This window comes from Sphingopyxis sp. CCNWLW2, assembly GCF_037095755.1.
Lineage (GTDB): Bacteria > Pseudomonadota > Alphaproteobacteria > Sphingomonadales > Sphingomonadaceae > Sphingopyxis.
Genome location: NZ_JBAWKJ010000001.1, coordinates 871,472 through 896,708, shown reverse-complemented (window position 1 = coordinate 896,708; position 25,237 = coordinate 871,472). Strand labels below are relative to the sequence as shown.

Genomic DNA, 25,237 nt, shown 5'->3' with positions numbered 1-25,237 from the left:
TTTGAACAGGTGGCGGAAATCACGCGGCTTGCGGCGCATGCTTTGCGTAAGAGGCGAGCTGAGCCTTGAGCGCCCGTTCGAATGCGGGCCGCTGTGTACCGCGCTCGACATAGGCGACGAGGTTGGGATGTGCCGCGAGCATGGGCGTCGGTACGGCGCGCAGAACGTCGATCATCACCAGGTCGCCGATGGTGAAGCTGCCGCCCAGCCATAAGCGATCGCCGAGCGCGCGCGACAGTTGCGCCAGCCGCTTTTCGGCGAACGGTCGCGCCGCGTCCTTTGCGGCTTCCTGCCAGTCCCGATCCGCTCCCGCGACGCTCAAAATCACCAATATCTGCAACATCGGTTCGACGCTGTTCAGCGCGCCGATCATCCAGCTGATGGCGCGCCCACGCGCCGCCGCGCCGCGCGGCAACAGGCGTTCGTCCTGCTCGCCGATGTGGAGCAGGATGGCGCCCGATTCGAACAATACCACGTCCCCTTCCTTATACACCGGAACCTGTCCGAAGGGTTGGTCCGCCAGATATTCCGGGGGCTTCTCCTCGAAGATTCCGCCGATCAGGCGCTCGCGATAGGGCCGGCCCACTTCTTCGAGCGCCCAGCGGATGCGCAGGTCCTTGATGCGCCCTTCGGCGAAGGGCGGCACCCATTGATAGCCGGTGATTTCGATCGCCGCATTCGGATCGACGGGCATGATGAAACTCCTCTCGGTCATTCGATGGCGAGGAAAACGGGGTCAGAACGCGGGCGGTGGCGGGGCCTTGTCGTCGAGAAAGGGCGTCACCATCGCGACGATTGCGGGCACCTCGCCCATGATGCCGATGTGCGAAGTTGCGGGCAGGATCGCGAGCCGCGCCTTCGGCGCTTCGGTCATAAAGCCCTGCGTCGCCGCGGCGATGTCGCCGCCGCCGCGCAGCTTGAACAACTGGATCGCGTGATCGAGCCTGACGCCGTCGGCGTCGCCGATGATCACCATCGTCTTGCCGGGGATCGCGCGAAGCTGTTCGTCGGAATAGGCGAAGGGCGTGGCGTCGATCGTCTTGATATTCTCGACCAGTTTGGGAAATTTATCGGGCGTCGGCGACAGGCTCTTGTAACCTGTTTCGATCGGGCTGCCCGCGAATGTCGCCGGGGTCAGCTGCGCAATGCCGGCCAGCACTTCGGGATACCAGCCGTCGAGCCGCGAGGTTCCCGACAGGACGACCTGCTTGCCGACGCGTGCGGGGTGGCGGACCGCCAGCGCGATCGCGGTCGACGCGCCCATCGAATAGCCGAGAACGTCGGCCTGCTTCACCCCCAGCTTTGCGAGCACCGCGGCGGCGTCGTCGGCCATTTGGTCATAGCTCAGCTTGCCGTCGACCCCGCCCGAGCGGCCATGGCCGCGCGCATCGATCGCGATCACCGGGCGCGTCGCGGACAGGGGATCGATCAGCGGCTTCATCGCGTCGGCGAACATGAACGCGCCGTGGAGCACGAGCAGCGGGGTTTTGCCCGACGCGAGATCGCCGTGCAGCTGGTAATGGATGCGCGTGCCGTTCACATCGGCGTCGCCATTCTTGACCGTTACCGGTGTCGCGGCCTTAGCGGTTTCGGCGGCGGCGGGCGGCGCGGCGTGCGCCGGCTGGGGCAGGGCTGCGGCGGCACTCGCGGCGGCGAGCAGCGCGATGACGGACACGAAGCTCCAGCGGGAGGAGTGGTTTGTCATTGGATTATTCCTCTTATTCTAAAGACGGAGGCTAGGAGCGTTTGCCTTTGATCCAGGCGACGATCGACATCGCGTGGCCGTGGCCGAGATCGTAATCGGCCTTCAGCCAGTCGATGATCGCACCCGCCTTGATTCCCGGCGCGAGGCCGCTTTCGTCGGCGAGGCCTTTTTCGATCGCGATGGCCTTCAGTGCGCCGGCCGATTTGCCGGTCTTGGTTTCGACATTGTCGATATAGGCTTGAAAGCTCATACCGCCGCTCCTGCCCTGAGCGGGATCAGCGCGCGGAGGCGCGGGTCGCGCAGCCACAGGCCGCCCCACAGCATCAGGCCCAGATAGACGCCGAACAGGCTGTGGCTGAACAGCGGGCTATTGATGCGCACATGCGTGCCGATCGCGCCGCCGAGATAGCCGGTGATCAGGATCGCACCGAGGATCGCGGTGCGCGGCCAGATATAGAGCAGCGTCGGGATCAGCAGCAGCGTGCCGAGCAGATACATCGTGCCGACTTCGAGCGGCCATCCGAGGTCGGGCGGGCTGTATTTGATCGCGGTTTCGGGCGACACCAGCTTGAGCCCGGCGTCGAAGAGCAGGAAGAGGATCACAAGGCCGCTCAAAACGCGGCCGGCGATCAACTGGCCCTTGGGGGTCGTATCGGTCATCCTCTTCCTCCTCCCTTATGCGCTTGTCAGGCCGTGGCTTCGGCGGGTTCGCCGGCGGGGATCGCGGTCGGGTCCATCCACATCACTTCCCAGATATGGCCGTCGGGATCTTCGTAGCTGCGGCCGTACATGAAGCCGAAATCCTGCGTCGGGGTCGGGTCGGCCTTGCCGCCCGCCTTGACCGCCTTGTCGACCTGTCCGTCGACCGCGTCGCGGCTGTCGGCCGAAAGGCAGAGCAGGACCTGCGCATGGGTGCGCGCGTCGGGGATCGTCTTGGTCGTGAAATCCGCCCATTTCGCGTGGGTCAGCAGCATGACGTGGATCGACCCCTCTTCGACCACCATGCACGCGGCGGTGTCGTCGGTGAAGGCGGGGTTGTTCGCGGCGCCGACCGCCTCGTAAAAGGCTTTCGACTTGTCGAGGTCGGTGACCGGCAGGTTCACGAAAATCATCTGGGGCATTACTCTCTCCTTTGGGGGGTGGTGATTGTTGAAGTCAGCGTGCGCGGCGCGCGGCGGCAATTACCTGTCGCATCATGGCGTGCCGCCGGCGCCGAACAGCATCCGGACATAACGCTTCAAATGGGTGACGGTGCCGCGCGCAATCGCCGGATCGTTCGTCGTTTTCGCCAGGACGAAGGCGCCCTGCAGTACCGACTGGACATGCTGCGCCAGGCCGATCGCGGTGACGTCCTCGGGCACGCCGTAAATGTCGATCGCCGCCTGAATGTCGGGCGCGAGCGCCTGGCAATAGGCGTTGATGCTCGCCTCGCACGCCGCGCGAATGCGGTCGTTGGTCGAATAGGCTTCCTGCACCATCGTGCCGACGAAGCAGGTATAATCCTCGGTCGGGCCGTCGAGCATCGCCAGGCGGAAATCGATATGGCCGAGCAGGCGGTCGAGCGGGTCTTCCAGCTTCACATGCGGCGGCAGTTCGAACATCGGCCGCGCGCGCTCGGTCCAGCCCTCGGCCGCCGCGACCGCCAGTTCTTCTTTCGACGCGAAGTGATGAAAGAAGGCGCCCTTGGTCACCCCCGCCGCCGCGCAAATCTGGTCGACCGTCGTCGCCGCATAGCCCTGCTTGCGTACCGTGGCATGCGCCGCGGCGATCAGCCTGGCACGCGCGCTGCCGCGCGGGGCGCGGGCCCCGGGGGTGCCGCCGCCCGCCGGGGGGACGTCGCGGGCGGCGGCTGCGGGGACAGAAGGGGGCTGATTCGTCGTCATGCGAATCGACATACCGACTAGTTGGTATGTTGTCAAATCGGCGCAAACATCCGCGATGTGCGCAACGATCGAGAAGTTGCGAAAAGACTCGACCTTCCCGCCACTTCGCCTAAACAGGGCATCGGAACAAAGGGGGCACATCGGTGCTGTTCCGGGGGGAATATGGTCGCAGTCGTTTCAACCACTGCCTATCTCGGCATCGACGCGCGCGGGGTCGAGGTGCAGTGCCAGATCACCCCCGGCGTGCCGCGCTTCGTCGTCGTCGGCCTGCCCGACAAGGCGGTCGGCGAAAGCCGCGAGCGCGTCCGCGCCGCGATCGCCGCGATCGGCCTGTCGCTTCCGCCCAAGGTCATCACCGTCAATCTGTCGCCCGCCGACCTGCCGAAAGAAGGCTCGCATTACGACCTGCCGATCGCGCTCGCGCTGCTCGGCGCGATGGGAGTCATCGATGCCGAGACGCTCGCCTCCTATGTGGTCGTCGGCGAACTCGGGCTCGACGGGCGGGTTGCGGCGTCGCCGGGCGTGCTGCTCGCCGCGATCCATGCGGGCAGCGCCGGGCTCGGGCTGATCTGCCCCGCGGCGCAGGGACCCGAGGCGGCGTGGGCGGGCAATGTCGAAGTGATCGGGGCGCCCGACCTCCTGTCGCTGCTCAATCATTTCAAGGGCCATGCGCTGCTCGCGCCGCCGGTGCCGGGCGAGGTCGAGATGCCGGTGCGCTCCGCCGACCTGCGTCAGGTCAAGGGGCAGGAGACCGCTAAGCGCGCGCTCGAAATCGCCGCCGCCGGCGCGCATAATCTGATGATGTCGGGGCCGCCAGGCGCGGGTAAGTCGCTGATGGCGGCGTGCATGCCCGGCATCCTGCCCGACCTTACCCCCGCCGAGGCGCTCGAAGTATCGATGATCGCGTCGGTCGCCGGGAATCTCGAGGGCGGGCGCCTCGTCCGCGCACGGCCGTTCCGCAGCCCGCATCATTCGGCATCGATGCCCGCGCTCGTCGGCGGCGGGCTACGCGTGCGGCCGGGCGAGGTCAGCCTCGCGCATCTCGGCGTACTGTTCCTCGACGAATTGCCCGAATTCCAGCGCGGCGTGCTCGATTCGCTGCGCCAGCCGCTCGAGACGGGCGAGGTCAGCGTCGCGCGCACCAATGCGCATGTCACCTTCCCCGCGCGTGTCCAGCTCGTCGCGGCGATGAACCCGTGCCGCTGCGGCCATCTCGGCGACCCCGCGCTCGCGTGCAGCCGTGCGCCGCGCTGCGCCGCCGATTATCAGGCGAAACTGTCGGGGCCGCTGCTCGACCGCATCGACCTGCATGTCGAGGTGCAGGCGGTGAGCGCCGCCGACCTTGTGCTGCCGCCGCCCGCCGAGGGCAGCGCCGAGGTCGCGGCGCGCGTCGCGGCGGCGCGCGCGGCGCAGACGACACGCTATGCGGTGCACAAAGCGCGGACCAATGCCGAGATCGACGGCGAGCTGCTCGAAGCCGTCGCAACCCCCGACGAGGCGGGGCGCAAACTGCTCGCGCAAGCGGCCGAGGCGATGCGGCTGTCGGCGCGCGGCTATACGCGGATATTGCGCGTCGCGCGCACGATCGCCGATCTGGCGGGCAGCGACGCTGTTGGGCGTATCCATATCGCCGAAGCGCTCAGCTATCGGCGGCAGGCACCGAGGAACTGATGGAGGAGATTGTCTTCGAGGCGGAGATCATCGAATGGCGCGGGCCGGCACCCTTTCTTTTCGCACCGGTTCCGGGCGAGCATGTCGGCGCCGTCCGCTACGCGGCAATGACCGCGAGCTATGGCTGGGGCGTCGTGCCCGTGGTGGCGACGATCGGGGAAACGGCGTTCGCAACCTCGCTTTTCCCGCGGGGCGGGACCTATCTGCTGCCGATCAAGGTCGCGGTCCAGCGGTCCGAAGCCGTGGGCCTTGGCGATCGGATCGCGGTCCGGATGCGCGTCGGCCGGCCTTAGATTCGCGCGATCCTCCCGATGGTGGTAAAGATTTCCGAACATATTGATGCGATGGGGTAGGGATGATCGCGGCGGGACATCTTCTGGCGCACCTGTGCGGCCGGCTGGGGCTTGGCTTTGCCGTCCTCATGCTCGCGCTGTGGGCGGGGCCGGCGGCGGCGGTGACACTCGACCTCGATCGCGACCTTTGCCATGCTGAGACCGGTATCGCGGCGCGCGACGGCAGCCTGTCCGCACTTCGCTTTTCGTGCAGCAGATCGCCCGCGAATTATCAGCAGGGCAGCCTCTGGCTTCGTGCGCCGCTTGAGGGGCCCGATGCCCGGCGCGGCGATGTGACGCTGATGGTCCATCAGTCGCGTTTCGACCGACTCGCCGTCGCCTTTTCCTACGCCGACGGCACGACGCGCTGGCAGCAGGTGCGGGCAGGCGATTATGGATCGCATTGGCGCACCGGCGGGCAGATATTGTTCGAAGCGCCCGAGCGCGGCGCGGCGTTGACCGCGGTGACAATGCGCTTCGATCGCCTGTCCGGCCACCAGTTCATCCACGCGCGGCTCATCCCGAAAGCCGAGGCGGCGATGCAGTCGGCGGGCATGGCGGCCGCCATCGGTGCGGCGCTCACGCTGCTGCTCATCAGCTGTATCTACAGCCTGTCGCTCGCTTTTGCGGTGCGCCGCCAATATCTGGCGTGGCAGGCGGCCTGGTCGGGCACGATGCTGCTGTGGGGCGCGCTCTGGTCGCAGGTCCATCTGGCGCTTGTGCCGGGATTGGCCGGGACGGTGACGACGCAGATTTGCACCTTTTTGTCCTGCCTCGCTATCGCGCTCGCGACGGTCAGCGCGGCGACCGCGGTCGACCGTGGCCGGGTGCCAAAATGGCTTCGTACCGCGACGCTCGTCCTCGGCGTGGGCGTCGGGATCGCCGGCATCCCGTTGGCGCTGATCCGGGGCAGTAGCCTGGGGGCGCTCGCCGATGTTCTGGGGCTGGTGGTGATCGCCGATCTGTTGGCGGTAACGGCCTATGTTGGCTGGGCGTGGCGGCGCGGTTCGGTCGAGGCGCGCGATTTCCTCGCCGCATGGGGGCTGCCGATGGCGGTGCTCGCCGCCATTCATGTCGTCGATGTAGAGGACGGCCTATGGGGCGGCGGATCGAAGCTGCTCGTGCTGGTCGCCGCGACCTGGCAGGCGCTGTGGCTGGCGGCGGCGGCGACGCGGCGGCTCGGCCATCTGCGTATCGAACGCGACCATGCGCGCAGCGCCGCGGCGAAGGCGCAGCATCTCGCGCGGCGCGACCCGTTGACCGGGCTGCCCAATCGCCGCGGTTTTGTTGAAAGCGTCACGCCGCTGCTCGAACGCGCGCGCGCGGACAATCTGCCCGCGGCGCTGCTCCTCGTCGACATCGATCGTTTCAAGTCGATCAACGATATCTACGGGCATGATGCGGGCGACGTGGTGTTGTGCGGTATCGCGCACCGGATCGAGCGCTGGGAGGGGCCGATGTGCACCGTTGCCCGGCTCGGCGGCGAGGAATTCGGGTTGCTGACGATCGGGATGGAAGGGATCATCCTCGGCCGTTTCGCCGAAAGCATCCGGCGCGGGATCGCCGCGTGCGATCACAGCGAGACGGTCGGTGAGCGGCTGGTCACCGCCAGCGTCGGCGTCGCCGAGGTGCGGCCGGCGTGCGATTTCCAGCAATTATACCGGCTCGCCGACGAAGCGCTCTATGATGCGAAGCGTGGCGGGCGCAACAAGGTGGTCGTCCAGCGGCACTATGACATGTCGGGACGCGCGTCGGCTCGCGAGGTCGCGATAACGAATTGAGGGCCGCGCGGACGCGGCCTTATCGGAATCGGCTTAGTTGGCGACGACTTCGAGCGGCGGCGGCGCCTTGGCCGCGGCGGCGCCGTGGCGGCGGTGGCTCAGCTTGCCTTCGACCTTGCCGCCATTTTCGATCGTGATGTTTTCATAGGTCACGTCGCCGGTGATCCGTGCGGTCGCGTGGACGATCAGCGTCTTGGCCTCGATCGCGCCGTCGAGCAAGCCTGCGATCTTCGCGGTTTCGGCGACCACCGAACCCTTGATCTCGCTCGCCTCGCCCTGGACGAGGTTGGCGCATTTCAGGTCGCCCTCGATCTTGCCGTCGACGTGCAGGTCGACGCTGGCGGCGACATTGCCGGTGACGACGACATCCGATCCGAGGATCGAAAAGGTCGTGTGACGTGCGCCCGTCGCCATCTTAGCGGGCACCACGGGCGGCAGCGACGGAACCGACTCGCTGTCGGGCGTCGTCTTTGACTTCGAGAACATCGGCTTTGGCCTCCAGGAAGCGGCGCGGGTTGACCGCGACGCCATTCAAACGGACTTCGAAATGCAGGTGGCTTCCGGTCGAACGGCCGGTCGAGCCCATTTTGGCGATCTGCTGCCCCGCGGCAACCTGCGCGCCAACGGTCGAGGTAAAGCCCGACAAGTGGGCGTAGCGGGTCAGGATGCCCTGACCGTGATCGACCTCGACGACATTGCCGTAACCCGACTTTTGCCCGACATAGACGACGCGGCCGGGGGCGGCGGCGAGGATCGGCGAGCCGAGCGGGCCGGGGAAATCGAGCCCCGAGTGCATCGCACCGGCGCCGGTGAAGGGATCGCTGCGATAACCGTAGCTCGACGAGAGCATCAGCACATTGGCGGGCTTGCCCGAGGGGAGGGCAACGAGCGTGCGTTCGAGCACTTCCATGCGGAACAGTGCGCTTTCGAGCGCGGCAAACGACTTGCCGAGCGAACTCGCGCGGCCCTTGCCGCCGCGATAAGGGATGAACGGACCACCGCGGCCGGCCGCGGCGTTGCGGACGAGCGCCGCAGGGTTCATGCCGAGCTTGGCGACGGCGCCTTCGGCCTTCGCGGCGCGTTCGTTGACCGCGGTGAGCAGACGCGTCGCGAAATCTTCCTGGCGCGCTTCGAGACGGGCAAGGACCTGTGCTTCGGGCGGCAGGTTCGGGTCGATCAGCGCGCTGGTTTTCAGCGGCGCCTGTTCGGCGGCCGGAGCCGCGCCTGCGGCATGGGCTTCGGGCGTCACGGCCGCGGGCTCGACGCCGAAGTGGACCTTCGACCATTCCTCAAGCTGTTCCTGCCGGTCTTCGAGGTCGGCGGCGGTTTCGGCGACATTGTCGCGATATTTTGCGATGCGCGCTTCGGACGCGGCGGCAGCGGCCTGCTGCTGCGCGACCGCGGCGCGCTCGCCCGAGCTTAGCAGCTGGTTGACGAGCACGGCCAGCGTCGCGCCGGCCCATGCGAGCAGCACGATAGCGGCGATCAGCGCGACGCGCTTTTGCCAGACAGCGCTGACACGCAGAAAACGGACATGTCCGTGCGTGCGGACGAAGATTTCATGGTCCTGAAACAGCGCAGAAAAACGCTGGCGCAAATCGCGCAGACCCGTTGTTCTCGATGACAAGTGGCGACCCCATCTTGTGTTTTATTGGAGCCCTCCGCCCCGATTGATGCGCGCTGTATCAGGCCGGTTGCACGGGTGCGAATCTTTGGAAGGCGACTCGGGCCGAGTCGAAATTTTCGTGCGGTGAACGGTGTCAAACTGTCGGAACGCCGCCATTTTGGCAGGAAAACGCTCGCGAATCGGAAAATGCGATTGACGGCTTGCTTACCATTTTCGGGTAACGCTAAGCGGGTGAATATCATGGCGAAATCTGCTCCATCCGACGCTGACGAATCGGCAAGCGCCCCGACCGCGCCGGCGGGCGTCCGGCCGCGCTCGGCCGTCAGCGCCGGGGTGGGCATCGTCGGTCTCGCCGGTCTGGTGAGTTATTTGCTTATCGCGCGTTTTGCGCCTGAGCTCGCGGCCCTCTTCGGCATCGACTGGGGGACCCGCGGGGCGATGAACGGACCCAATTCGGCGATCGCGAGTGTGCTTGCCTGCGGCGGGCCGATGGTGCTGTGGTCGATCCTCGTCGACAAGGTTCACCGCAATCCGTCGACCGGGATCGACTGGGCGCAGCGCCGCCCGTGGCGCGAGACGCTCGACATCAGCCTGACCAAGCTCGCCGGAATGTGGGCGACCTGGGGGCTGATTGCGCTGATCTATGCGACGATGCGCTATTATTGGGAGGGCAATTACGCCTTTTCGATGAATTTGCTCGAGACCGTTGCGCCGTGGCTGCTGCTCGTTTCGGTGCCCTATATGCTGTGGCTCGACCGCCGCATGATCGAGCCACGCGACGGTTGCTGGCAATTCGGGCGCTGGCTGATCGCGCCCGGCCAGCCCGTCGACGGCAAGGCAATCGGCCATCATCTGCGCGCTTGGGCGGTGAAGGGCTTTTTCACGGCCTTCATGTTGTCGATCGTGCCGGGCAATTTTTCGGCGCTGGTCACGGTGCCGCTGAGCGAAATCCTCGCCAACCCGTACAAGACCGGGATCTGGACGATCAATTTCCTCTATCTGGTCGACGTCCATATCGCGACGGTCGGCTACATCCTGACCCTGAAGCCGCTCGACGCGCATATCCGCACCGCCAACCCCTATGGGATGGCGTGGGTCGCGGCACTCGTGTGTTATCCACCATTTATCCTGATGAACGGCGGGCCCCTCGACTATCAGATGTACGGCTCCGACTGGGGCTATTGGCTCGCGGGGCATGAAACGCTGCTGGCCGTCTGGGCGATCGCTCTCGTGCTGCTCACCGCGGTCTATAGCTGGGCGACGATGGCATTCGGCATCCGCTTTTCGAACCTGACGCACCGCGGCATCATCACGCATGGGCCGTACATGTTCACGCGCCACCCCGCCTATATCTCGAAGAATCTGACCTGGTGGATCGGCTCGCTGCCTTTCCTCGTCACCGCGGGCGGTTGGGTCGAGGGCGCACGCAATGTCATCCTGCTCGGGCTGGTCAGCGGCGTCTATTACTGGCGTGCCAAGACCGAGGAGAAGCATCTCCTCGCCGATCCGGCCTATGTCGCTTACTGGAACTGGGCGCAGGCGCATGCGCTGGTGCCGCGCTTCTTCGCGCGGTTGACCGGGCGGACGCGTCCGCTCGTCCGGCTGGAGCCCGACGAGAGAGTCGGGCCGGTTGCCTGATGGAATATCCTCCCCGTCGCACCGCGACGGGGAGGATTGAACGCTTTTAGAATTTGAAGCCCGCCTCGATCCCGTAAATGCGGGGTTCGTTGACGTAGCTGGTCAGATTGTTGAAATCGATGCCGCCGGTCGGCGATTCATCGTTGGTGATGTTGCGCACGAAGCCCGCGATGTCGAAACGATCGGTCTTGTAGCCGACGCGGACGCCGCCCTCGAGCAGCTTGTCGTCCGAAAATTCGACCGAGCGATAGAGGAAGAACTGCACCTTCGAGCGGTAATACCAGTCGGTGAAGGCATAGATGGCGCCGTCGCCGACGGGGATTTCATAACCCGCGGTCCAGTTGAGCGTCCACTTCGGCGACTGCGGCAGCTGGTTGCCGTCGATCGAGAAGATGCCGGGGCTGCCCGGACGCGCCGGATCGAGCACGGTGCACGGCGTCGCCGAGCCGCAGCCCGCGACGAAGGCGTTGGCATCGTCGATCTTGGCGATGTTCCACGCGCCGCCGATCGAGAAGGTCAGCCCCTTGGCGGGCGCCGCCTGCAACTCGGCCTCGATCCCATGGCCCTTGGCGTCGACGTTGAGCAGGCTCGCGACGTTCGACGTGCCGCCGACCGCGGTCAACTGAAGGTCCTTGGTGTCGAAATAATAGCCGGTCAGGTTGAAGCGGACGCGGTTGTCGAGGAAGTTGGTCTTGATCCCCGCCTCGTACGACATCGTCTCTTCCTGATCGGCGGTCGAGATGACGCGCGAGAAGGTCAGGCGGCCCTGTACCGACGGGGCACGATAACCGCGCGCGACGCGGGCGTAGAGGGTGACGTCGTCCGATGCTTCATAGGTCGCGCTGGCGTCCCACGTCAGCAGCTTGCCCTTGACCTTTGCCGCCTGCGGCGGGACCGGCGTGTTCGGGTTTACGACGAAGGGCGGACGCGTTTCGACCGGACGCGACGCGACGAAATCGCGCGTGTCATGGTTGTAGCGCGCGCCGGCCTGCAGCTTGAAGCCATTGTCGAACTCGTAATTGACCGAGCCGAAGAGGCCGTAAGCTTCGCTGTCCTGACGCTGGATCGCGATCGCCGAGGGGGTCGCGTCGGTCGGGCCACCGAACTCGAAGCTCGAAATGTCGAGCTTTTCGTCGAAATAGAAGGCGCCGAACTGATAGCCGAGCCCGCCGCTGTTGTTCGACGCGATGCGGATTTCCTGCGTGAACTGGTCGAGGCTGGGGACATTGTCCTGGCTCTGCGCCTGGAACGGGATCAGCCCCGGACCCGACACGGGCAGGAACGCCGCGCCGAAACCGCCGTCGATGTCGCCGCGGCTGCGGAAATTGCCGTTCCAGTAGGAGGTGATCGAGTAAGCGGTCACCGGCCCGAAGTCATATTCGAGGTTCAGCCCGGCGTTATAGGTGTTGAGCTTCTGGAAGTTCAGCCCGTCCTGATAGACTTCGTCGCGCTTGAATTCGGTGCCAGCGCCGCCGAGGCCGACGAGCTTGTTGCTGCCCGGAAGCTGCGTATTGGCGCGGAAGATGATCGCCGAGCCGTCATAGATGCGGACCTGTCCGGTGACGCGGCCGGTGAAGGGGCCGTTTTCATATTGGAGCTGGAGACGCGCGGCGATGTCGTCATAGCCGCCGAGATCGTTCTTCTTGGTCGTTGCGATATTGTCGACCCAATTGTCGCGGTGCTGGAACAGCGTCGACAGGCGGACCGAGAAGCCATTGTCGTCGGCGGCGCCCGCCGCGACCTCGACCTGCGTCGTGCCGTAGCGGCCATAGCTGGCGCGCGCATAGCCGCCGGCCTTGCCGGGCTTGACGGTGTCGAACTTGACGATGCCCGCGGGGGTGTTGCGGCCGAACAAGGTGCCCTGCGGCCCGCGCAGCACTTCGACGCGATCGAGATCGAAGATCGGAAAGCCCTTGAGGATCGGATTTTCGAGCACGACGTCGTCATAGACGAGGCTGACCGGCTGCGACGCGTTGAGGTCGAAATCGGTGTTGCCGAGGCCGCGGATGTAGAAGCGCGGGAAGGTGCGGCCGAACGAGCTTTCGATGTTCAGGCTGGGGACGCGGCCCGCGAGCACGCGCACGTCCGAACCGGTCGAGGTGATCGCGTCGAGCGTGTTGCCCGAGAGCACCGAGACGGCCACCGGTACGTCCTGCAGGCTTTCCTCGCGGCGCTGCGCGGTGACGACGATGTCGCCGAGGCCCGATTCTTCGGCGACGGGAGCGGTGTCCTGCGCGGCGGCGGGGGCGGCCCAGGCCGAAGTGGCGAGAGCGATGCTTATAGCAATAGTGGAAGGAAAGTGGCGCATGGCGAGCTTCCTGAAACAGAGTTGATGATGGGAGAGTGGAAAAACCAAAGGCTCTTTGGCTTTCCGCACGCGCGCAATCAATCGCGGAAGCGCGCGCCGCTGACTTTCGTGTCAGCAGTGTTGCGTATTTGCTGCACTTTTGCGGGCGTGCATCATTCCTTCCTTCGTCATTCCCGCGCAAGCGGGAACCCAGTGACGACGGAGCGGCATGGCGCTGCCGCGCCGGTTTTTAGTTGGGCTGGGTCCCGCTTTTGCGGGAATGACGAGGTTAGTTTTAGAAGCTCAGCTCGTCGTAGATCTTCGAGAGGTCGCCGCCCCATGGGCCTTCGTAGCGGTCGAGCAGGTCGTGCGCGGGGGATTTGCCGTTCTTGGCGATGCGGCGGAGGGGTTCGAGGAAGCCGACTTCGTTGTCGCCCATCGAATTGACCTCGCCGCGTGCGGCGAGCCCCGCGGCGGCGATGTCGAGGACGCGGTGCGCGAGTTCGCCAACGGTGCCGCCGCCGGGGGCGGGGGCGCAAAGGCCGTCGCGCGGGACGGCGTCGCGTAGCGTCTGCTGTTCCTCGATGCTCCAGCCCTTGACCAGATCCCATGCCGCGTCGAGCGCGCCCTGGTCGTAGAGCAGGCCGACCCACAGCGCGGGAAGCGCGCAGATGCGGTTCCAGGGGCCGCCGTCGGCGCCGCGCATTTCGAGGAAGCTCTTCAGCCGCACTTCGGGGAAGGCGGTCGAGAGATGGTCGTTCCAGTCGGAGAGGCGCGGCTTTTCGCCGGGCAAGGCGGGAAGCTCGCCCTTCAGGAAGTCGCGGAAGCTCTGCCCCGCGGCGTCGATATATTTGCCGTCGCGGAAAACGAAATACATCGGCACGTCGAGCATATAGTCGACATAACGCTCATAGCCGAAGCCATCCTCGAACACGAAGGGCAGCATGCCGGTGCGCGCGGGATCGGTGTCGGTCCAGATATGGCTGCGGTACGACATGAAGCCATTGGGCTTGCCCTCGGTAAAGGGCGAACTGGCGAAAAGCGCGGTCGCGAGCGGTTGCAGCGCCAGCGACACGCGGAACTTCTGCACCATGTCGGCCTCGCTTTGATAATCGAGGTTGGTCTGGACGGTGCAGGTGCGCAGCATCATGTCGAGCCCCATGCTGCCGACGCGCGGCATATGGTCGAGCATGATCTTGTAGCGCCCCTTGGGCATGATCGGCAGCTCCGCGCGCGTCTTGTCGGGCCACATGCCGAGCCCGAGGAAACCAAGCCCGAGTTCGGCGCCGACCTCTTTCACCTGTTTCAGGTGGCGGCCGGTTTCGGCGCAGGTCTGATGCAGGTTCTCGAGCGGCGCGCCGGAGAGTTCGAGCTGGCCTGCGGGTTCGAGGCTGACGGTGCCATCGCTGCCCGCGAGCGCGATCACCTTTCCGCCCTCGATCACCGGTTCCCAGCCGAAGCGCGTCAGCGCCATCAACAGGTCGTGGATGCCGCCGGGTTCGTCATAGCTGGGCGCGCGATGGTCGGCGGTGCGATAGACGAATTTCTCGTGCTCGGTGCCGATGCGCCAGCGCTCCTTGGGCTTTTCGCCCTTGATCATGGGAACCGCGAGCTGGTCGCGGCTTTCGACGATGGGATCGTTGCTGTCCGAGGCGGTGCGCGTGCTCATATCGCGCCATTATACGGTTCGGTACAGAATGCAATCGGCTGTTGGCGCCCGCTATTTCACCGCGGCGCGAAGGTGCGTCGTGAAGCGCGATCCGGGCGCCATGCCGATCAATTGATCGTCACGTCGAAGGCGATGGCCAAGGCGTTGCCGGGTGCGAGTGTCGGCGTGGTCGCGGCGACAATCGTGCCGCCGATCGATGCCCCGAACGGATCGCTTTCGTCGGCGCCGCTCGCATTGTCGTCCTCGACCGCCGTCGCGCCCGCGCAGCTCGTGCCGCTGCGCAGCGAACCGGGGGCGAAGGTCGTGCTTGCGGGCAGCGGATCGGCGATGTTGATGCCCGTCGCGGTGCCGCTGCCATTGTTGGTGACAAGGATGCAATAGCGCATCGTTGCGCCGGGGATCGCCTTTGGATCTGTCGTTCCGTTGGTGGGGTCGCTGACGACGCTGCTGGTCTTGGCGATCGTCAGGTTCGCGGTCGGGCGGCAGAAAATGATGTCGTGGATCGCGATCGCCTGTTGCCCCGGATCGGTGGGCGCCAGGCCGTGGTTACCGTAGCTTATGACGATAGTATCGACCGGCGCAGCAAAGGTCACGACGACGTTGCCGTTCGCGCTGGCGTCGGCCGAGGTGCCGTCGCCATAGGCGCTGTTGCCGATGACATAATTGCTGACGCCGTTGGTCAGCGTCGGCGTGACCGGCGATCCGTTGAAACTTCCCGTCACGGTCACCCGGTCGGCGAACTGGCCCCCGGCATAGTCAATGTCGAACAGGCGAAACTGCGCGCCGGGAACCGCGGTCGGCAGCGTCATCGTCGTGGTGACGACGCCCGCCTGGCTGGACATATCGACGATCTCGAAGATCGAAAATTGCGCGGGCGAGAAACCGCCGGTGACGACATTCTGGCGCGTCGGCGACTGCCCGCCATAGGTCGCATTGTTCAGGAATGCGCCGCCGCTGATGCCGATATTGAAATTCATCGTGCCGATCGCGGTCAAGGCATAGCTGCCGCTCGTCGTTCCCGCCGCCCAGGTGACGCCGTCCCAGTCGTGCATCGTCGTGCCGACGGGGCAGACGAGCGTCGGCGGTGTTCCCGCGGTGCGCGTGCCCGAAACGGTGAAGCTCGCCGAATCATAGTCATCCTCGCCCGCGGCGCCGTTGCCCGGCGTCGAATCGGCGTCGAACGCCGACGACGCGCTGACCTCGGCGATATTGGTCACGCTCGCCCCCGCGGTGGCGGTGACGGTGCCGGTGATCGTCAGCGTTCGCGTCGTTCCGGGCGGGATGCTGCCGACCGTCCACACGCCGGTCGTGCTGTTGTAGCTGCCGAAACCCGACGCGCCGGTAAAGGCGAAGCCCGCGGGAAGCGTGTCCTGCACCGTCACCCCGGTTGCTGTCAGCGCCGAGCCGCTCGCGTTGGTGACGCTCAATATATAATTGATGCTGGCGCCGGGCGCAGGCGCTGCGTTGCTCACCGACTTGGTCAGCGACAGGTCTGCGGACGGCGCGATCGGTACCGTCGTGAGCGTCAGGTCGGTGCGCGTGAAGTTGCCGCTGTCGCCATTGAGCGAGTCGCAGATCGTGAGCTGCCACGTCCCCGCCGAACCCTGTCCGTTGAAGCTCGCGAGCGATCCCTCTGGACGGAATGTGCGCTGATAGGGCGGCGCCGCGGCGGTGTTGTCGTTGCTCGTATGGGTCGAGATGCTCGCCGCCGCGCTGTCGTCGAACAGGACGTTCAGATTGTCGGCCGAGGTGCCGACATTGGTGATCAGATTGACGACGGTTCCGCCCGGCGAAACCAGCGTCGCGCGGACGTCGCCGCGATAGCTGTGCGTGAACTGGACGCCGATATTCACATCGGTGACCTGTGCGTTCGCGGCGACGGTGAAATTTCGCACCATCGGACTGGCGCACGCGGTCGCGGTTTCGCTGATCGTGCCGGTCGCCGTGTTGCTGTAGCTGGTGGTCGTCTGTGCGGCGGCGGGATTGCTGGCAAGCGTCACCGCCAGCCAAACGAGCATGAGACATACTCGCACAGACTGCAAACACTGGCCCCCACGCCAGCAGTATCGGCTCTGGTCCCGCCGTTGCATGGCGCCGCTATGGCTCGCACATAGCTAATATCGGGTTAAAATCGGCGACCTGGTTACGTTTCTGTGCGGCAACGGGACAGATTGGGGGCTCAGACGCCCGCCGACCAATCGCCATTTTGCGCCATCCAGATGCCGACGGCGGCGATCGCCGCGGTTTCGGCGCGCAGGATGCGGGGGCCGAGCGCGATGCGGCGGACAGCGGGATGGCCGATCAGAAGCTCGCGCTCGCGCGCGGTAAAGCCGCCTTCGGGGCCGGTGAGGATCGCCGCTGGCGCTGGGGCGTCGATGCTGGCCAGCGGCGCGCCGCCGGCTTCGTCGGCGAACAGCAGCGCGCGCCCGGCGGGCCATTCCTTCAGGAGTTGGGGCAGTTTGACGGGCTCTGCGAGCGTCGGAAGCGCGGTGCGCCCGCATTGTTCGCACGCTTCGACGATCTGCGCCTCGAGCCGCTCGCGCTTGACGCGCTCGACGATCGTGCGTTCGGTGATGACCGGCTGCAGGCGGCTGACGCCGAGCTCGGTCGCCTTTTCGATGATCCAGTCGAGCCGCGCCTTCTTGACCGGCGCGAAGCACAACCAGAGGTCGGGCACTTGCTCGATCTCGCGGACCTGCCGCTCGATGCGCAGCGTCAGCGAGCGTTTCGCGGTATCGGCAACGACCGCGAGCCATTCGCCGCTGATATTGTCGAACAGCAGGATCGGATCGCCCGCCTTCATCCGCATCACATTGAGCAGATAATGCGCGGCGGGACCGTCGATCATGGGGGCGGCGTCGGGCCCCAGCGGCAAATCGACAAACAGGCGGGGTGTGCTGGCGGGCGGCCAGGCAGGAGTCGCGGGCATGGGAGGCCGATAACAGAAGGCGATATTTTGTGCATCCTTTGCCGTGAGGTGATGCAGCCTGTCCCGGTCCGGGTCAAAACCGCCGTTCCGGACCGGTCGACCCGCCCCCGATTAGCATTTTGGTAAGCAGTCCTCCCCTAGGTGCGAGGATGCCAGCGGCCCAATTTAGTGGGGGGGCGTCGCGGGGCGAAGAGGGGTTAGGCCATGCGAGGGACCGTATTCAGCCGGCTGCGGCTCGGCGCCACAAAGCTTTTGCGCGACCGGCGCGGCAATGCCCTGATGCTGACGGCGGCCGCGATTGTTCCGGTGATCGGCATCGTCGGGTCGGCGATCGACATCGGCCGCGGCTATATGGCGCAGCTTCGCCTGCAACAGGCCTGCGACGCCGGGGTGCTGGCGGGCCGCCGCTATATGAGCGGATCGACCTATAGCGACGCCGCGAAGACCGAGGCGAGCAACATGTTCGCGTTCAATTATCCCGCCGGCCTATACGGCAGCCAGAACGTCGCGTTTTCCTCGTCATGGGTGCCGGCGGGTTCGGAAGTCGCCGGCACGGCGTCGACCCGGCTCCCGGCCCAAATAATGTATATGTTCGGCTTCGACGCGTTCAACCTGACCGCAAATTGCGGCGCCAAGCTGGAAATCGCGAACGTCGACGTGATGCTGGTGCTCGATATTACGACGTCGATGACCTGGTATCCCCACAACGACAACGTGGCGCCGGTGGCGAGCTCGCGCCTCGCGGGTCTCAAAAGCGGAGCTCGCATATTCCTCGATACCCTGCTGTCGACCAGCAGCAATGAAGGAACGCTTCGTGTTGGCATGGTCCCCTATGGGGGGGCGGCCAATGTCGGAAGAATCCTGAAAAAGAAGAATGCGAGCTGGATTTCGGACACGGTGAGGATCCCGTCACGGACGTGGAACAAGCCCGGCGCCGCCAACCGGTACACGCTTGAGGATCGCGACTTCAATGTGGCGGGCGTCGCCGTGGGGGGCAACACGAGCGGGTTCACCGGCATCAACCAAAGCGGAACGCAAAGCGCCACATGGGGCGGCTGCGTTATGGAACGTTACACCTACACCACGGCCGTCACGGCTACGACAACGACGATCCCTGCCGACGCCTTTGATTTGAACGTCAACATGGTCCCCGACGCGCGGGATAGCACCAAGTGGAAACTCTATCTGCCGACGCTGGCGTGGACCCGCTCGGGGACAGGGTCGAGTACCACGACAAGCAACAACAACAGCATCGGCAATACCCCAAGCAGTTACGCCCAATGCACGACTTCCGAAGCGATGAACCTGGAGATCATGAAACAGGGAAGCGCGCGGAACGAGGCCAACATCTCGGTGTATGGGGAGAAGATCGATAACCTCCATGCCGTCGGTTATACCTATCATGATGCCGGCATGGTATGGGGGACACGATTGATCTCGCCGAACGGGTTGTTCAAAGCGGACAATGTTCGCACCGACGAGCAGACGGTCGGGCGTCATATCATCTTCATGACCGACGGCGATATGAATACGCCGCGCGACTATTATTCGCATCAGGGAATGGAGCAGGCGATTCCGCGCATCGGCGGGTCGGACAAGAATGCATCGATCGCGCGTCATAACAATCGGTTGAAGCTGTTGTGCGATGCCGCGAAAGCCGAAGGTATCACCATCTGGGTGATCGCGTTCAGCACCAGCGTCGACGATTATGGACCGCTCGATTATTGCGCGTCTTCGGGTGCGGCGTACAAGGCGCCGGACAGCGCAACACTCTCGACGATCTTCACGCAGATCGCTGGACAGATTTCCAAGCTGAGGTTGTCGAAATGATCCGATTCATTCCTTTCGTCCGCCGCATGCGCCACGATCGCCGGGGCACCGCGATCACCGAATTTGCTCTGACCGCACCGATGTTTCTGCTGCTGGTCATGGGGATTTTCGACTATAGCTGGCAAATGTACGCGCAGCAGGTGCTGCAAGGCGCCGTCGGCGACGCCTCGCGCCTGTCGACGCTTGAGGGCAACGCTACCGCAGACAAACAGAAACTGCTCGATGACGCCGTGCGCGACAAGGTCAAAGACGTGATCGGCAACGCCAGCCTGGAATTCAGCCGTAAAGCGTATCAGGACTTTTCGGGTGTCGGCCAGCGCGAGGCGCTGGAGGATTCGAATAATAACGGCAAAGCGGACAAGGGCGAATGTTTCGACGACATGAACGGCAACAATAGCTGGGATAATCAGGACCAAGGTCGGAGCGGTAACGGCGGCGCAAGCGACGTCGTGCTGTATACCGCGACAGCGAAGATCGAGCGCATCCTTCCGGTTTGGAAGATCCTCGGTCAGTCGCAGCAGATGACGCTGACATCGTCGACAGTGCTGCGCAACCAGCCCTATGCGACCGTAGCAGCAACAAGGAAACGGGTATGCGTCTCCTGAAATCTGTCACCCCAATTCGTTTGCTCGTCAAATCGGCGGGTCTGCTGCGCGACCGGCGCGCGACGGTGATCATCGAAATGGCAGCGTGCATTCCGTTTTTCGCCGTGCTTGGCTTTGGCGGGCTGGAACTCGCCAATTTGGCGTTGGCGCACACGCACGTCAGCCAACTTGCTCTGAACACCGCCGATAATGCCTCGCGCATGGCGTCGGGTACCAGCCTGACCGTGCCAACCGTTTCCGAGGCCGATATCCAGGAAGTTTTCATTGGCGCGGAAAAGCAGTCGGGCAGGCTCGATTTCAAACGGCACGGACGAATCATCCTGTCCAGCCTCGAGCGCAATGCGAACGGCGGCCAGTGGCTGCACTGGCAGCGCTGTTTCGGTGACCTTTCGGTTGCGTCAACCTTTGGCGCGGAAGGCGATGGCGCGGTTGGCAAACCGACCATCGCCGGCATGGGGCCGCAGGGCAGACAAATTGCCGCTCCACCCGGATCGGCGATCATGTTCGTCGAAATCGTTTATGACTATCAGCCGTTGGTTTTCGGTGTCTGGCTCGGTCCGCGAAGGATCCATATGACCGCGGCGTTCAATATCCGCGAGAACCGCAATCTGACGAACGGCGTTTCTCCCTCAAGCGGCGTGGCCACCGCAACCTGCCCCGTCCCGGCATAGACGGGCGCTCGATGCGCCCGGGGATGGCTCACCATGCCGACGTCGTGATGGCCGCAGTGGGGGCGCGCCCTTTCCCGATCCAGCGCATCGGGCCGAAGTGGACCAGCCAACCATATCCCATTTGTCGATGCCGCTCCGCATGCTATCGCCCGCGCATCGATGACTGCCACCCATCCTCCCGATAGCCAGCTTCGCGGTTTCGTCGCCCTGCTGCCCTCCGCGGCGCGGCCCTATGCGCTGCTCGCGCGGTTCGACCGGCCGATCGGCTGGTGGCTGCTCTATTGGCCCTGCGCGTGGGCGCTTGCGCTCGGCGGCGGCGCGGTCAGCCACTGGCCCTTGTTCCTGTGGATGCTGATCGGCGCGATCGCGATGCGCGGGGCGGGATGCGTCTATAATGATATCGTCGACCGCGACCTCGACGCGAAAGTGGCGCGGACGGCGTCGCGCCCGGTCGCGAGCGGCGCGGTGTCGGTTCGGAACGCGCTGCTGTGGACGGCGCTGCTATCGCTCGTCGGCCTGCTTGTGCTGCTGCAATTGCCGCGCCCGGCGCAGATCGTCGCGCTCGGCAGCCTGATCCTCGTCGCGGGCTATCCCTTTATGAAGCGGATCACCTGGTGGCCGCAGGCGTGGCTGGGGCTGGTGTTCAGCTGGGGCGCGCTCGTCGCGTGGGTCGCGGTGGGCGGGGCTGAGGGCGCTGCGCTGCCGCTGCTCTATGCCGGCTGTATCGCGTGGGTGATCGGATATGACACCATCTATGCGCTGCAGGACATCGAGGATGATATGCTGATCGGCGTGAAGTCGAGCGCGCGCGCGATGGGGCGTCATGTGCGGGGCGGGGTCGCGATATGCTACGCGCTCGCGCTCGCCTGCTGGGGCGGCGCGCTATGGGCGGTGCGGCCCGATCCGCTGGTGCTGATCGCGCTGCTGCCCGCGGCGGTGCATCTGACGGGGCAGGTCGTCACGCTCGACCCGGCGAACGGCGAGGATGCGCTGGCGAAGTTCCGCAGCAACCGGTTCGCGGGGCTGCTGGTGTTCGCGGCGATGCTGGTGGTGGGAATGGCGCCCTAAAGCTACTCGGCCGCGAGCAGTTCCTCGGCGCCGCCGAGGTCGACCGAGACGAGGCGCGAGACGCCGCGCTCGATCATCGTCACCCCGAACAGGCGGTGCATGCGCGCCATCGTCACCGCATTGTGCGTGACGATCAGGTAACGTGTGTTCGTTTCGCGCGCCATGCGGTCGAGCAGGTCGCAGAAACGCTCGATATTCGCGTCGTCGAGCGGCGCGTCGACTTCGTCGAGGACGCAGATCGGCGCGGGGTTGGTCAGGAACAGGCCGAAGATCAGCGCCACGGCGGTCAGCGCCTGTTCGCCGCCCGACAGCAAGGTGAGCGTGCCGAGGCGCTTGCCCGGCGGCTGCGCCATGATTTCGAGCCCGGCTTCGAGCGGATCGTCCGAATCGACGAGTTCGAGATGCGCCTGTCCGCCGTTGAACAGGGTCGTAAACAGCCGCTGGAAATGCTGGTTCACCGCCTCGAACGCCGCGAGCAGGCGGACGCGGCCCTCGCGATTGAGATTGCCGATCGAGCCGCGCAGGCGATGGACCGCCTGCGTCAGCTCCTCGATCTCGGCGGCGTTCTTCTCGCGCTCGGTGTCGAGTTCGGCGAGCTCGTCGGCGGCGACGAGGTTCACCGGGCCGAGCCGTTCGCGGTCGGCAACGAGCCGGTCGTGCTGCGCCGATTCGGCATTGGCGTCGCCGACGCTGCTTGATTCGAACCCGGCCTTTTGCGGCAGCAGCGGCGGCGGGCATTCGAAGCGTTCGCCCGACAGGCGGCCCATCTCGATGCGGCGGAGTTCGGCGTTTTCGGAGCGGGCGATCGCGCCGGCACGCGTTTCGCGCGCGGCGGCGACGCGCTCGCGGATCGCATTCAGCGCGGTTTCGGCCTCGCGCAGCGCGGCCTCGGCGGCGCGTTCCTGCGCTTCGGCCGCGGCGACCTTTTCGCGCAGCTCGGCCTGCTGTGCTTCGGCGGCGGCGCGCTGCTGCGCGAGTTTGGCGGGGAGGTCGGCGAGCTTCGCGGCTTCGGCGGCCAGCGCCTCGGCGCGCTTGTCCATTTCGGTCACGCGGCGAGCGGCCTCGCCCGCGCGCGCCTTCCAGCTCTTGATCTCGGCGCTGACGACCGCTTGCCGTTCGCTCAGGCTGGCAAGCGTGCGTTCGTGCGCTGCCAGCGCATCGCGCGCGGCATTGGCGTCGGCGCGCGCCCGTTCTGCGGTCTGCTCCTCGGCTTCGAGCGCTGCGCGCGCGATGCTGTCGTCGGGCAGCGCGGCGAGCGCGGCTTCCTGCACCGCGAGCTGCTCGGCGGCGTCCTTCGCAGCTTCGGCGATTTCGGCGAGGCGGCGGTCGAACAGCGCCGCGGCGTCGCGGTGGCGGTCGATCGCGGCCTGCGCCTGATCGGCGGCGCGCAGCGCGCTACGCCGCACCTCGTCGGCCTGCGCGAGCGCCTTGCGCGCGGCTGCCGCGGCGGCGGTCAGGTCGGACGCCTTTGCGGCGGCGGCATCGCGCCGGTCGCGCAGGTCCTGCACCCCGAGTTCGACCTGCGGGCGCTGCGCGGCGAGTTCGTCGAGGCGGTTCTGGCGTTGCAGCCGTTCGGTCGCGGTCGCGCCGTCGCCGCGCGTGACGAACCCGTCCCAGCGGCGCATCACGCCATCAGTGGTGACGAGGCGCTGGCCGACCGCGAGCGGCTGGCCGCCGTCCGCCTCGGTTACTGCGACCTGAGCGAGGCGGCGTGCGAGCGCGGTGGGGGCCTTCACAAATTCGGCGAGTGGCTTGGTGCTGGCGGGCAGCGCGGGATCGCTTTTCGCGGCATCGGCGCCGCCCCAGCTGCGCGCGGCGTCCTTGTCCGTCCCGGCGTCGAGGTCGTCACCGAGCGCGGCGGCGAGCGCGGCTTCATAGCCCGGCGCGACGCGGAGCTGGTCGAGAATGCGGTCGGCATCGCTGCGCGCCGCGGCGAGCGCGCGTTCGAGCGTCGACGCCTCGCCTTCGAGCGCGGCGAGCGCGGCGCGCGCTTCGGCGAGGCCCGCCTCGATGCCTGCAAGGTCCGCGGCGGTCGCCTCGCGATCGGCCTCGGCTTCCTGCAGCGCGTTTTCGGCGGCGGCGATCGCGGCCTCCGCGGCCTCGGCTGCCTTCGTGCTGTCAGCGAGCGTCGCGGCGAGCGCGGCGCTGTCGCCGAGCGCGGCGACCTCGGCGTTGACGCGCGCCTTGTCATTGGCAACTCGGCGTACGGCAGCTTCGGCGCTGTCGCGGGCCGATACGGCGATACGGCGGTCGGCGGCTTCGCTCGCTGCCTTGGCGCGCGCCTGTGCCAGCGCCACTTCGGCGTCGCGGAGGCGCGTCTGCGCGGCAAGACTGGCATCGGCGAGCGCGGCCTTGCCCGCATCGTGCCCGGCGATTTCCTGCGCCAGCGATCTCGTCTCGGCGTCGAGTGCGGTTAGCGCCGCATGGGCTTCGCGCGCGAGTTCGCCTTCGTGCGCGCGGTCGTCGGCGATGCGCCGTTGCTGCGTCGCCAGATCGTCGAGCCGCTGGAGCGCCGCGCGCTCCTCGCCCTGCAAGCGCACCTGCGTTGCGGTCGCCTCGGCGAGCGCGTCGCGCTGTGCCTGTGCGTCGCTGCGCGCCGCGGCGACGCGCGTTGCGACCTCGGTCTGCGCCTTCGATATGGTTTCAAGTTCGTCCTGTGCGGTCTTGACCGCCGCCTCGGCCGCGTCGGCATCGCGCCGCGCCTGATCGGCCGCGGCGGCGGCGTCGCGCCAGCGCGCATAGATCAGGCGCCCCTCGTATATGCGGATATCGTCGGAGAGTTTCTTGTACTTTTCCGCCGCGCGCGCCTGCCGGCGTAGCGCGTTCGCGCGCACCTCCATGTCGGCGACGATTTCGGAAAGGCGCGTTAGGTTGGTTTCGGTCGCGCGCAGCTTTTGCTCGGCGTCCTTGCGGCGCACGTGGAGCCCGGCAATGCCCGCGGCTTCCTCGAGCATCGCGCGGCGATCGGTCGGCTTGGCGGCGATGACGTTCGCGATCTTGCCCTGGCTGACGAGCGCGGGGCTGTGTGCGCCGGTCGCGGCGTCGGCGAAGATCAGCGCGACGTCCTTCGCGCGCACGTCGCGGCCGTTGGCGCGATAAGCGCTGCCCGCGCCGCGCTCGATGCGGCGGATGACCTCGAGATCGTCACCGTCGCTCGAGTCCGAGAGACCCGCGACGAGCGCGCCCTCGGTATCGCAATGGAGCGCGACTTCGGCAAAATCGCGCGCCGGGCGCGTCGAGGTGCCGGCGAAAATCACATCCTCCATCCCGCCGCCGCGCATCGATTTGGGGCTGGATTCGCCCATCACCCAGCGGATCGCTTCGAGCAGGTTCGACTTGCCGCAACCGTTGGGGCCGACGACGCCGGTCAGCCCGGGTTCGATGCGGAGTTCGGTGGGTTCGACGAAGCTTTTGAAACCAGTCAGGCGCAGCCGCTTTATCTGCACGGGATAACCCCGTGCAGCTCATCGAATCGGAGCTGGTGCAACCTTGTCGTCACATATCCCCCATGCAGCCGTCATGCCGCGCGGCGGGGGGAGTC

At 66.1% G+C, this 25,237-nt stretch carries 22 protein-coding genes; 8 read left to right on the top strand and 14 right to left on the bottom strand.

Translation table 11 applies throughout. From position 1 onward, the window contains the following. Nucleotides 1-19: 19 nt before the first annotated feature. From V8J55_RS04175 to V8J55_RS04150, 6 genes are all read right to left on the bottom strand, one after another. Nucleotides 20-694 carry a glutathione S-transferase family protein gene (locus V8J55_RS04175; RefSeq protein WP_336444476.1) on the bottom strand — a complete coding sequence of 225 codons (675 nt, stop codon included), beginning with the start codon at nucleotides 692-694 and terminating at the stop codon, nucleotides 20-22. A 42-nt stretch (nucleotides 695-736) separates the two neighbouring features. Then, complete coding sequence (locus V8J55_RS04170) at nucleotides 737-1,705, bottom strand: alpha/beta fold hydrolase (protein ID WP_336444475.1); 969 nt, start codon at nucleotides 1,703-1,705, stop codon at nucleotides 737-739. Between the two features lie 31 nt (nucleotides 1,706-1,736). Next, nucleotides 1,737-1,955: a DUF4287 domain-containing protein gene (locus tag V8J55_RS04165; RefSeq protein WP_037517023.1), complete on the bottom strand. Its 219-nt coding sequence runs from the start codon at nucleotides 1,953-1,955 to the stop codon at nucleotides 1,737-1,739. Beyond that, nucleotides 1,952-2,365, bottom strand: coding sequence for a DoxX family protein (locus tag V8J55_RS04160; protein WP_336444474.1), 414 nt, complete (start codon nucleotides 2,363-2,365; stop codon nucleotides 1,952-1,954). The genes V8J55_RS04165 and V8J55_RS04160 overlap by 4 nt, the downstream gene beginning before the upstream one ends. Nucleotides 2,366-2,391: 26 nt before the next feature. Then, nucleotides 2,392-2,826, bottom strand: a complete 435-nt coding sequence (locus V8J55_RS04155) for a VOC family protein (RefSeq protein WP_336444473.1) — start codon at nucleotides 2,824-2,826, stop codon at nucleotides 2,392-2,394. A 72-nt stretch (nucleotides 2,827-2,898) separates the two neighbouring features. Then, nucleotides 2,899-3,588: a TetR/AcrR family transcriptional regulator gene (locus V8J55_RS04150; RefSeq protein ID WP_336444472.1), complete on the bottom strand. Its 690-nt coding sequence runs from the start codon at nucleotides 3,586-3,588 to the stop codon at nucleotides 2,899-2,901. Nucleotides 3,589-3,750: 162 nt separating this feature from the next. Here V8J55_RS04150 and V8J55_RS04145 point away from each other — a divergent pair, with 162 nt between their 5' ends. From V8J55_RS04145 to V8J55_RS04135, 3 genes are all read left to right on the top strand, one after another. Then, complete coding sequence (locus tag V8J55_RS04145) at nucleotides 3,751-5,259, top strand: YifB family Mg chelatase-like AAA ATPase (protein ID WP_336444471.1); 1,509 nt, start codon at nucleotides 3,751-3,753, stop codon at nucleotides 5,257-5,259. Further along, nucleotides 5,259-5,552, top strand: a complete 294-nt coding sequence (locus V8J55_RS04140) for a DUF1905 domain-containing protein (RefSeq protein WP_336444470.1) — start codon at nucleotides 5,259-5,261, stop codon at nucleotides 5,550-5,552. Before V8J55_RS04145 ends, V8J55_RS04140 begins: the two co-directional genes overlap by 1 nt. A 62-nt stretch (nucleotides 5,553-5,614) precedes the next feature. Next, the gene (locus V8J55_RS04135; RefSeq protein WP_336444469.1) at nucleotides 5,615-7,372 is read left to right on the top strand and encodes a sensor domain-containing diguanylate cyclase; all 1,758 of its coding nucleotides are present in this window, start codon (nucleotides 5,615-5,617) and stop codon (nucleotides 7,370-7,372) included. A 33-nt stretch (nucleotides 7,373-7,405) separates the two neighbouring features. Here the strand turns inward: V8J55_RS04135 and V8J55_RS04130 are convergent, their stop codons facing one another. Further along, nucleotides 7,406-7,858 carry a bactofilin family protein gene (locus V8J55_RS04130; protein ID WP_443030786.1) on the bottom strand — a complete coding sequence of 151 codons (453 nt, stop codon included), beginning with the start codon at nucleotides 7,856-7,858 and terminating at the stop codon, nucleotides 7,406-7,408. Continuing rightward, nucleotides 7,788-8,999 carry a M23 family metallopeptidase gene (locus V8J55_RS04125; RefSeq protein WP_336444468.1) on the bottom strand — a complete coding sequence of 404 codons (1,212 nt, stop codon included), beginning with the start codon at nucleotides 8,997-8,999 and terminating at the stop codon, nucleotides 7,788-7,790. Before V8J55_RS04125 ends, V8J55_RS04130 begins: the two co-directional genes overlap by 71 nt. 240 nt (nucleotides 9,000-9,239) lie before the next feature. Here V8J55_RS04125 and V8J55_RS04120 point away from each other — a divergent pair, with 240 nt between their 5' ends. Continuing rightward, nucleotides 9,240-10,637: a methyltransferase family protein gene (locus V8J55_RS04120; RefSeq protein WP_443030785.1), complete on the top strand. Its 1,398-nt coding sequence runs from the start codon at nucleotides 9,240-9,242 to the stop codon at nucleotides 10,635-10,637. Nucleotides 10,638-10,683: 46 nt separating this feature from the next. Here the strand turns inward: V8J55_RS04120 and V8J55_RS04115 are convergent, their stop codons facing one another. The 5 genes from V8J55_RS04115 to V8J55_RS04095 all read right to left on the bottom strand — a co-directional run bounded on the left by V8J55_RS04115 (nucleotide 10,684) and on the right by V8J55_RS04095 (nucleotide 17,860). After that, nucleotides 10,684-12,945, bottom strand: a complete 2,262-nt coding sequence (locus V8J55_RS04115) for a TonB-dependent receptor (RefSeq protein WP_336444466.1) — start codon at nucleotides 12,943-12,945, stop codon at nucleotides 10,684-10,686. Nucleotides 12,946-13,219: 274 nt separating this feature from the next. Then, on the bottom strand, nucleotides 13,220-14,593 hold the full coding sequence (locus tag V8J55_RS04110; RefSeq protein WP_336444465.1) for a glutamate--cysteine ligase: 1,374 nt from the start codon (nucleotides 14,591-14,593) through the stop codon (nucleotides 13,220-13,222). 107 nt (nucleotides 14,594-14,700) lie between these two features. Further along, a complete protein-coding gene (locus V8J55_RS04105) occupies nucleotides 14,701-16,611 on the bottom strand; it encodes a proprotein convertase P-domain-containing protein (protein ID WP_336444464.1) in 1,911 nt (636 codons plus the stop codon). Nucleotides 16,612-16,772: 161 nt separating this feature from the next. Further along, entirely contained in the window at nucleotides 16,773-17,522 is a 750-nt protein-coding gene (locus V8J55_RS04100) for a 16S rRNA (uracil(1498)-N(3))-methyltransferase (protein ID WP_336444463.1), read from the bottom strand. A gap of 197 nt (nucleotides 17,523-17,719) precedes the next feature. Beyond that, nucleotides 17,720-17,860, bottom strand: coding sequence for a hypothetical protein (locus V8J55_RS04095; protein WP_336444462.1), 141 nt, complete (start codon nucleotides 17,858-17,860; stop codon nucleotides 17,720-17,722). Between V8J55_RS04095 and V8J55_RS04090 the strand changes: the two genes are divergently transcribed. The 4 genes from V8J55_RS04090 (at nucleotide 17,802) to ubiA (ending at nucleotide 21,696) form a co-directional block, all read left to right on the top strand. Next, entirely contained in the window at nucleotides 17,802-19,352 is a 1,551-nt protein-coding gene (locus tag V8J55_RS04090; RefSeq protein WP_443030811.1) for a pilus assembly protein TadG-related protein, read from the top strand. The genes V8J55_RS04095 and V8J55_RS04090 overlap by 59 nt on opposite strands. Next, nucleotides 19,349-19,957 carry a TadE/TadG family type IV pilus assembly protein gene (locus V8J55_RS04085; RefSeq protein ID WP_336444460.1) on the top strand — a complete coding sequence of 203 codons (609 nt, stop codon included), beginning with the start codon at nucleotides 19,349-19,351 and terminating at the stop codon, nucleotides 19,955-19,957. Before V8J55_RS04090 ends, V8J55_RS04085 begins: the two co-directional genes overlap by 4 nt. After that, nucleotides 19,945-20,628 (top strand): TadE/TadG family type IV pilus assembly protein, encoded by a 684-nt coding sequence (locus V8J55_RS04080; RefSeq protein WP_336444459.1) that lies wholly within the window; start codon nucleotides 19,945-19,947, stop codon nucleotides 20,626-20,628. Before V8J55_RS04085 ends, V8J55_RS04080 begins: the two co-directional genes overlap by 13 nt. Nucleotides 20,629-20,787: 159 nt before the next feature. Next, nucleotides 20,788-21,696 (top strand): 4-hydroxybenzoate octaprenyltransferase, encoded by a 909-nt coding sequence (gene ubiA / locus V8J55_RS04075; protein ID WP_336444458.1) that lies wholly within the window; start codon nucleotides 20,788-20,790, stop codon nucleotides 21,694-21,696. Between the two features lie 2 nt (nucleotides 21,697-21,698). Here the strand turns inward: ubiA and smc are convergent, their stop codons facing one another. Continuing rightward, entirely contained in the window at nucleotides 21,699-25,142 is a 3,444-nt protein-coding gene (smc, locus tag V8J55_RS04070; RefSeq protein ID WP_336444457.1) for a chromosome segregation protein SMC, read from the bottom strand. Between the last annotated feature and the right edge of the window lie 95 nt (nucleotides 25,143-25,237).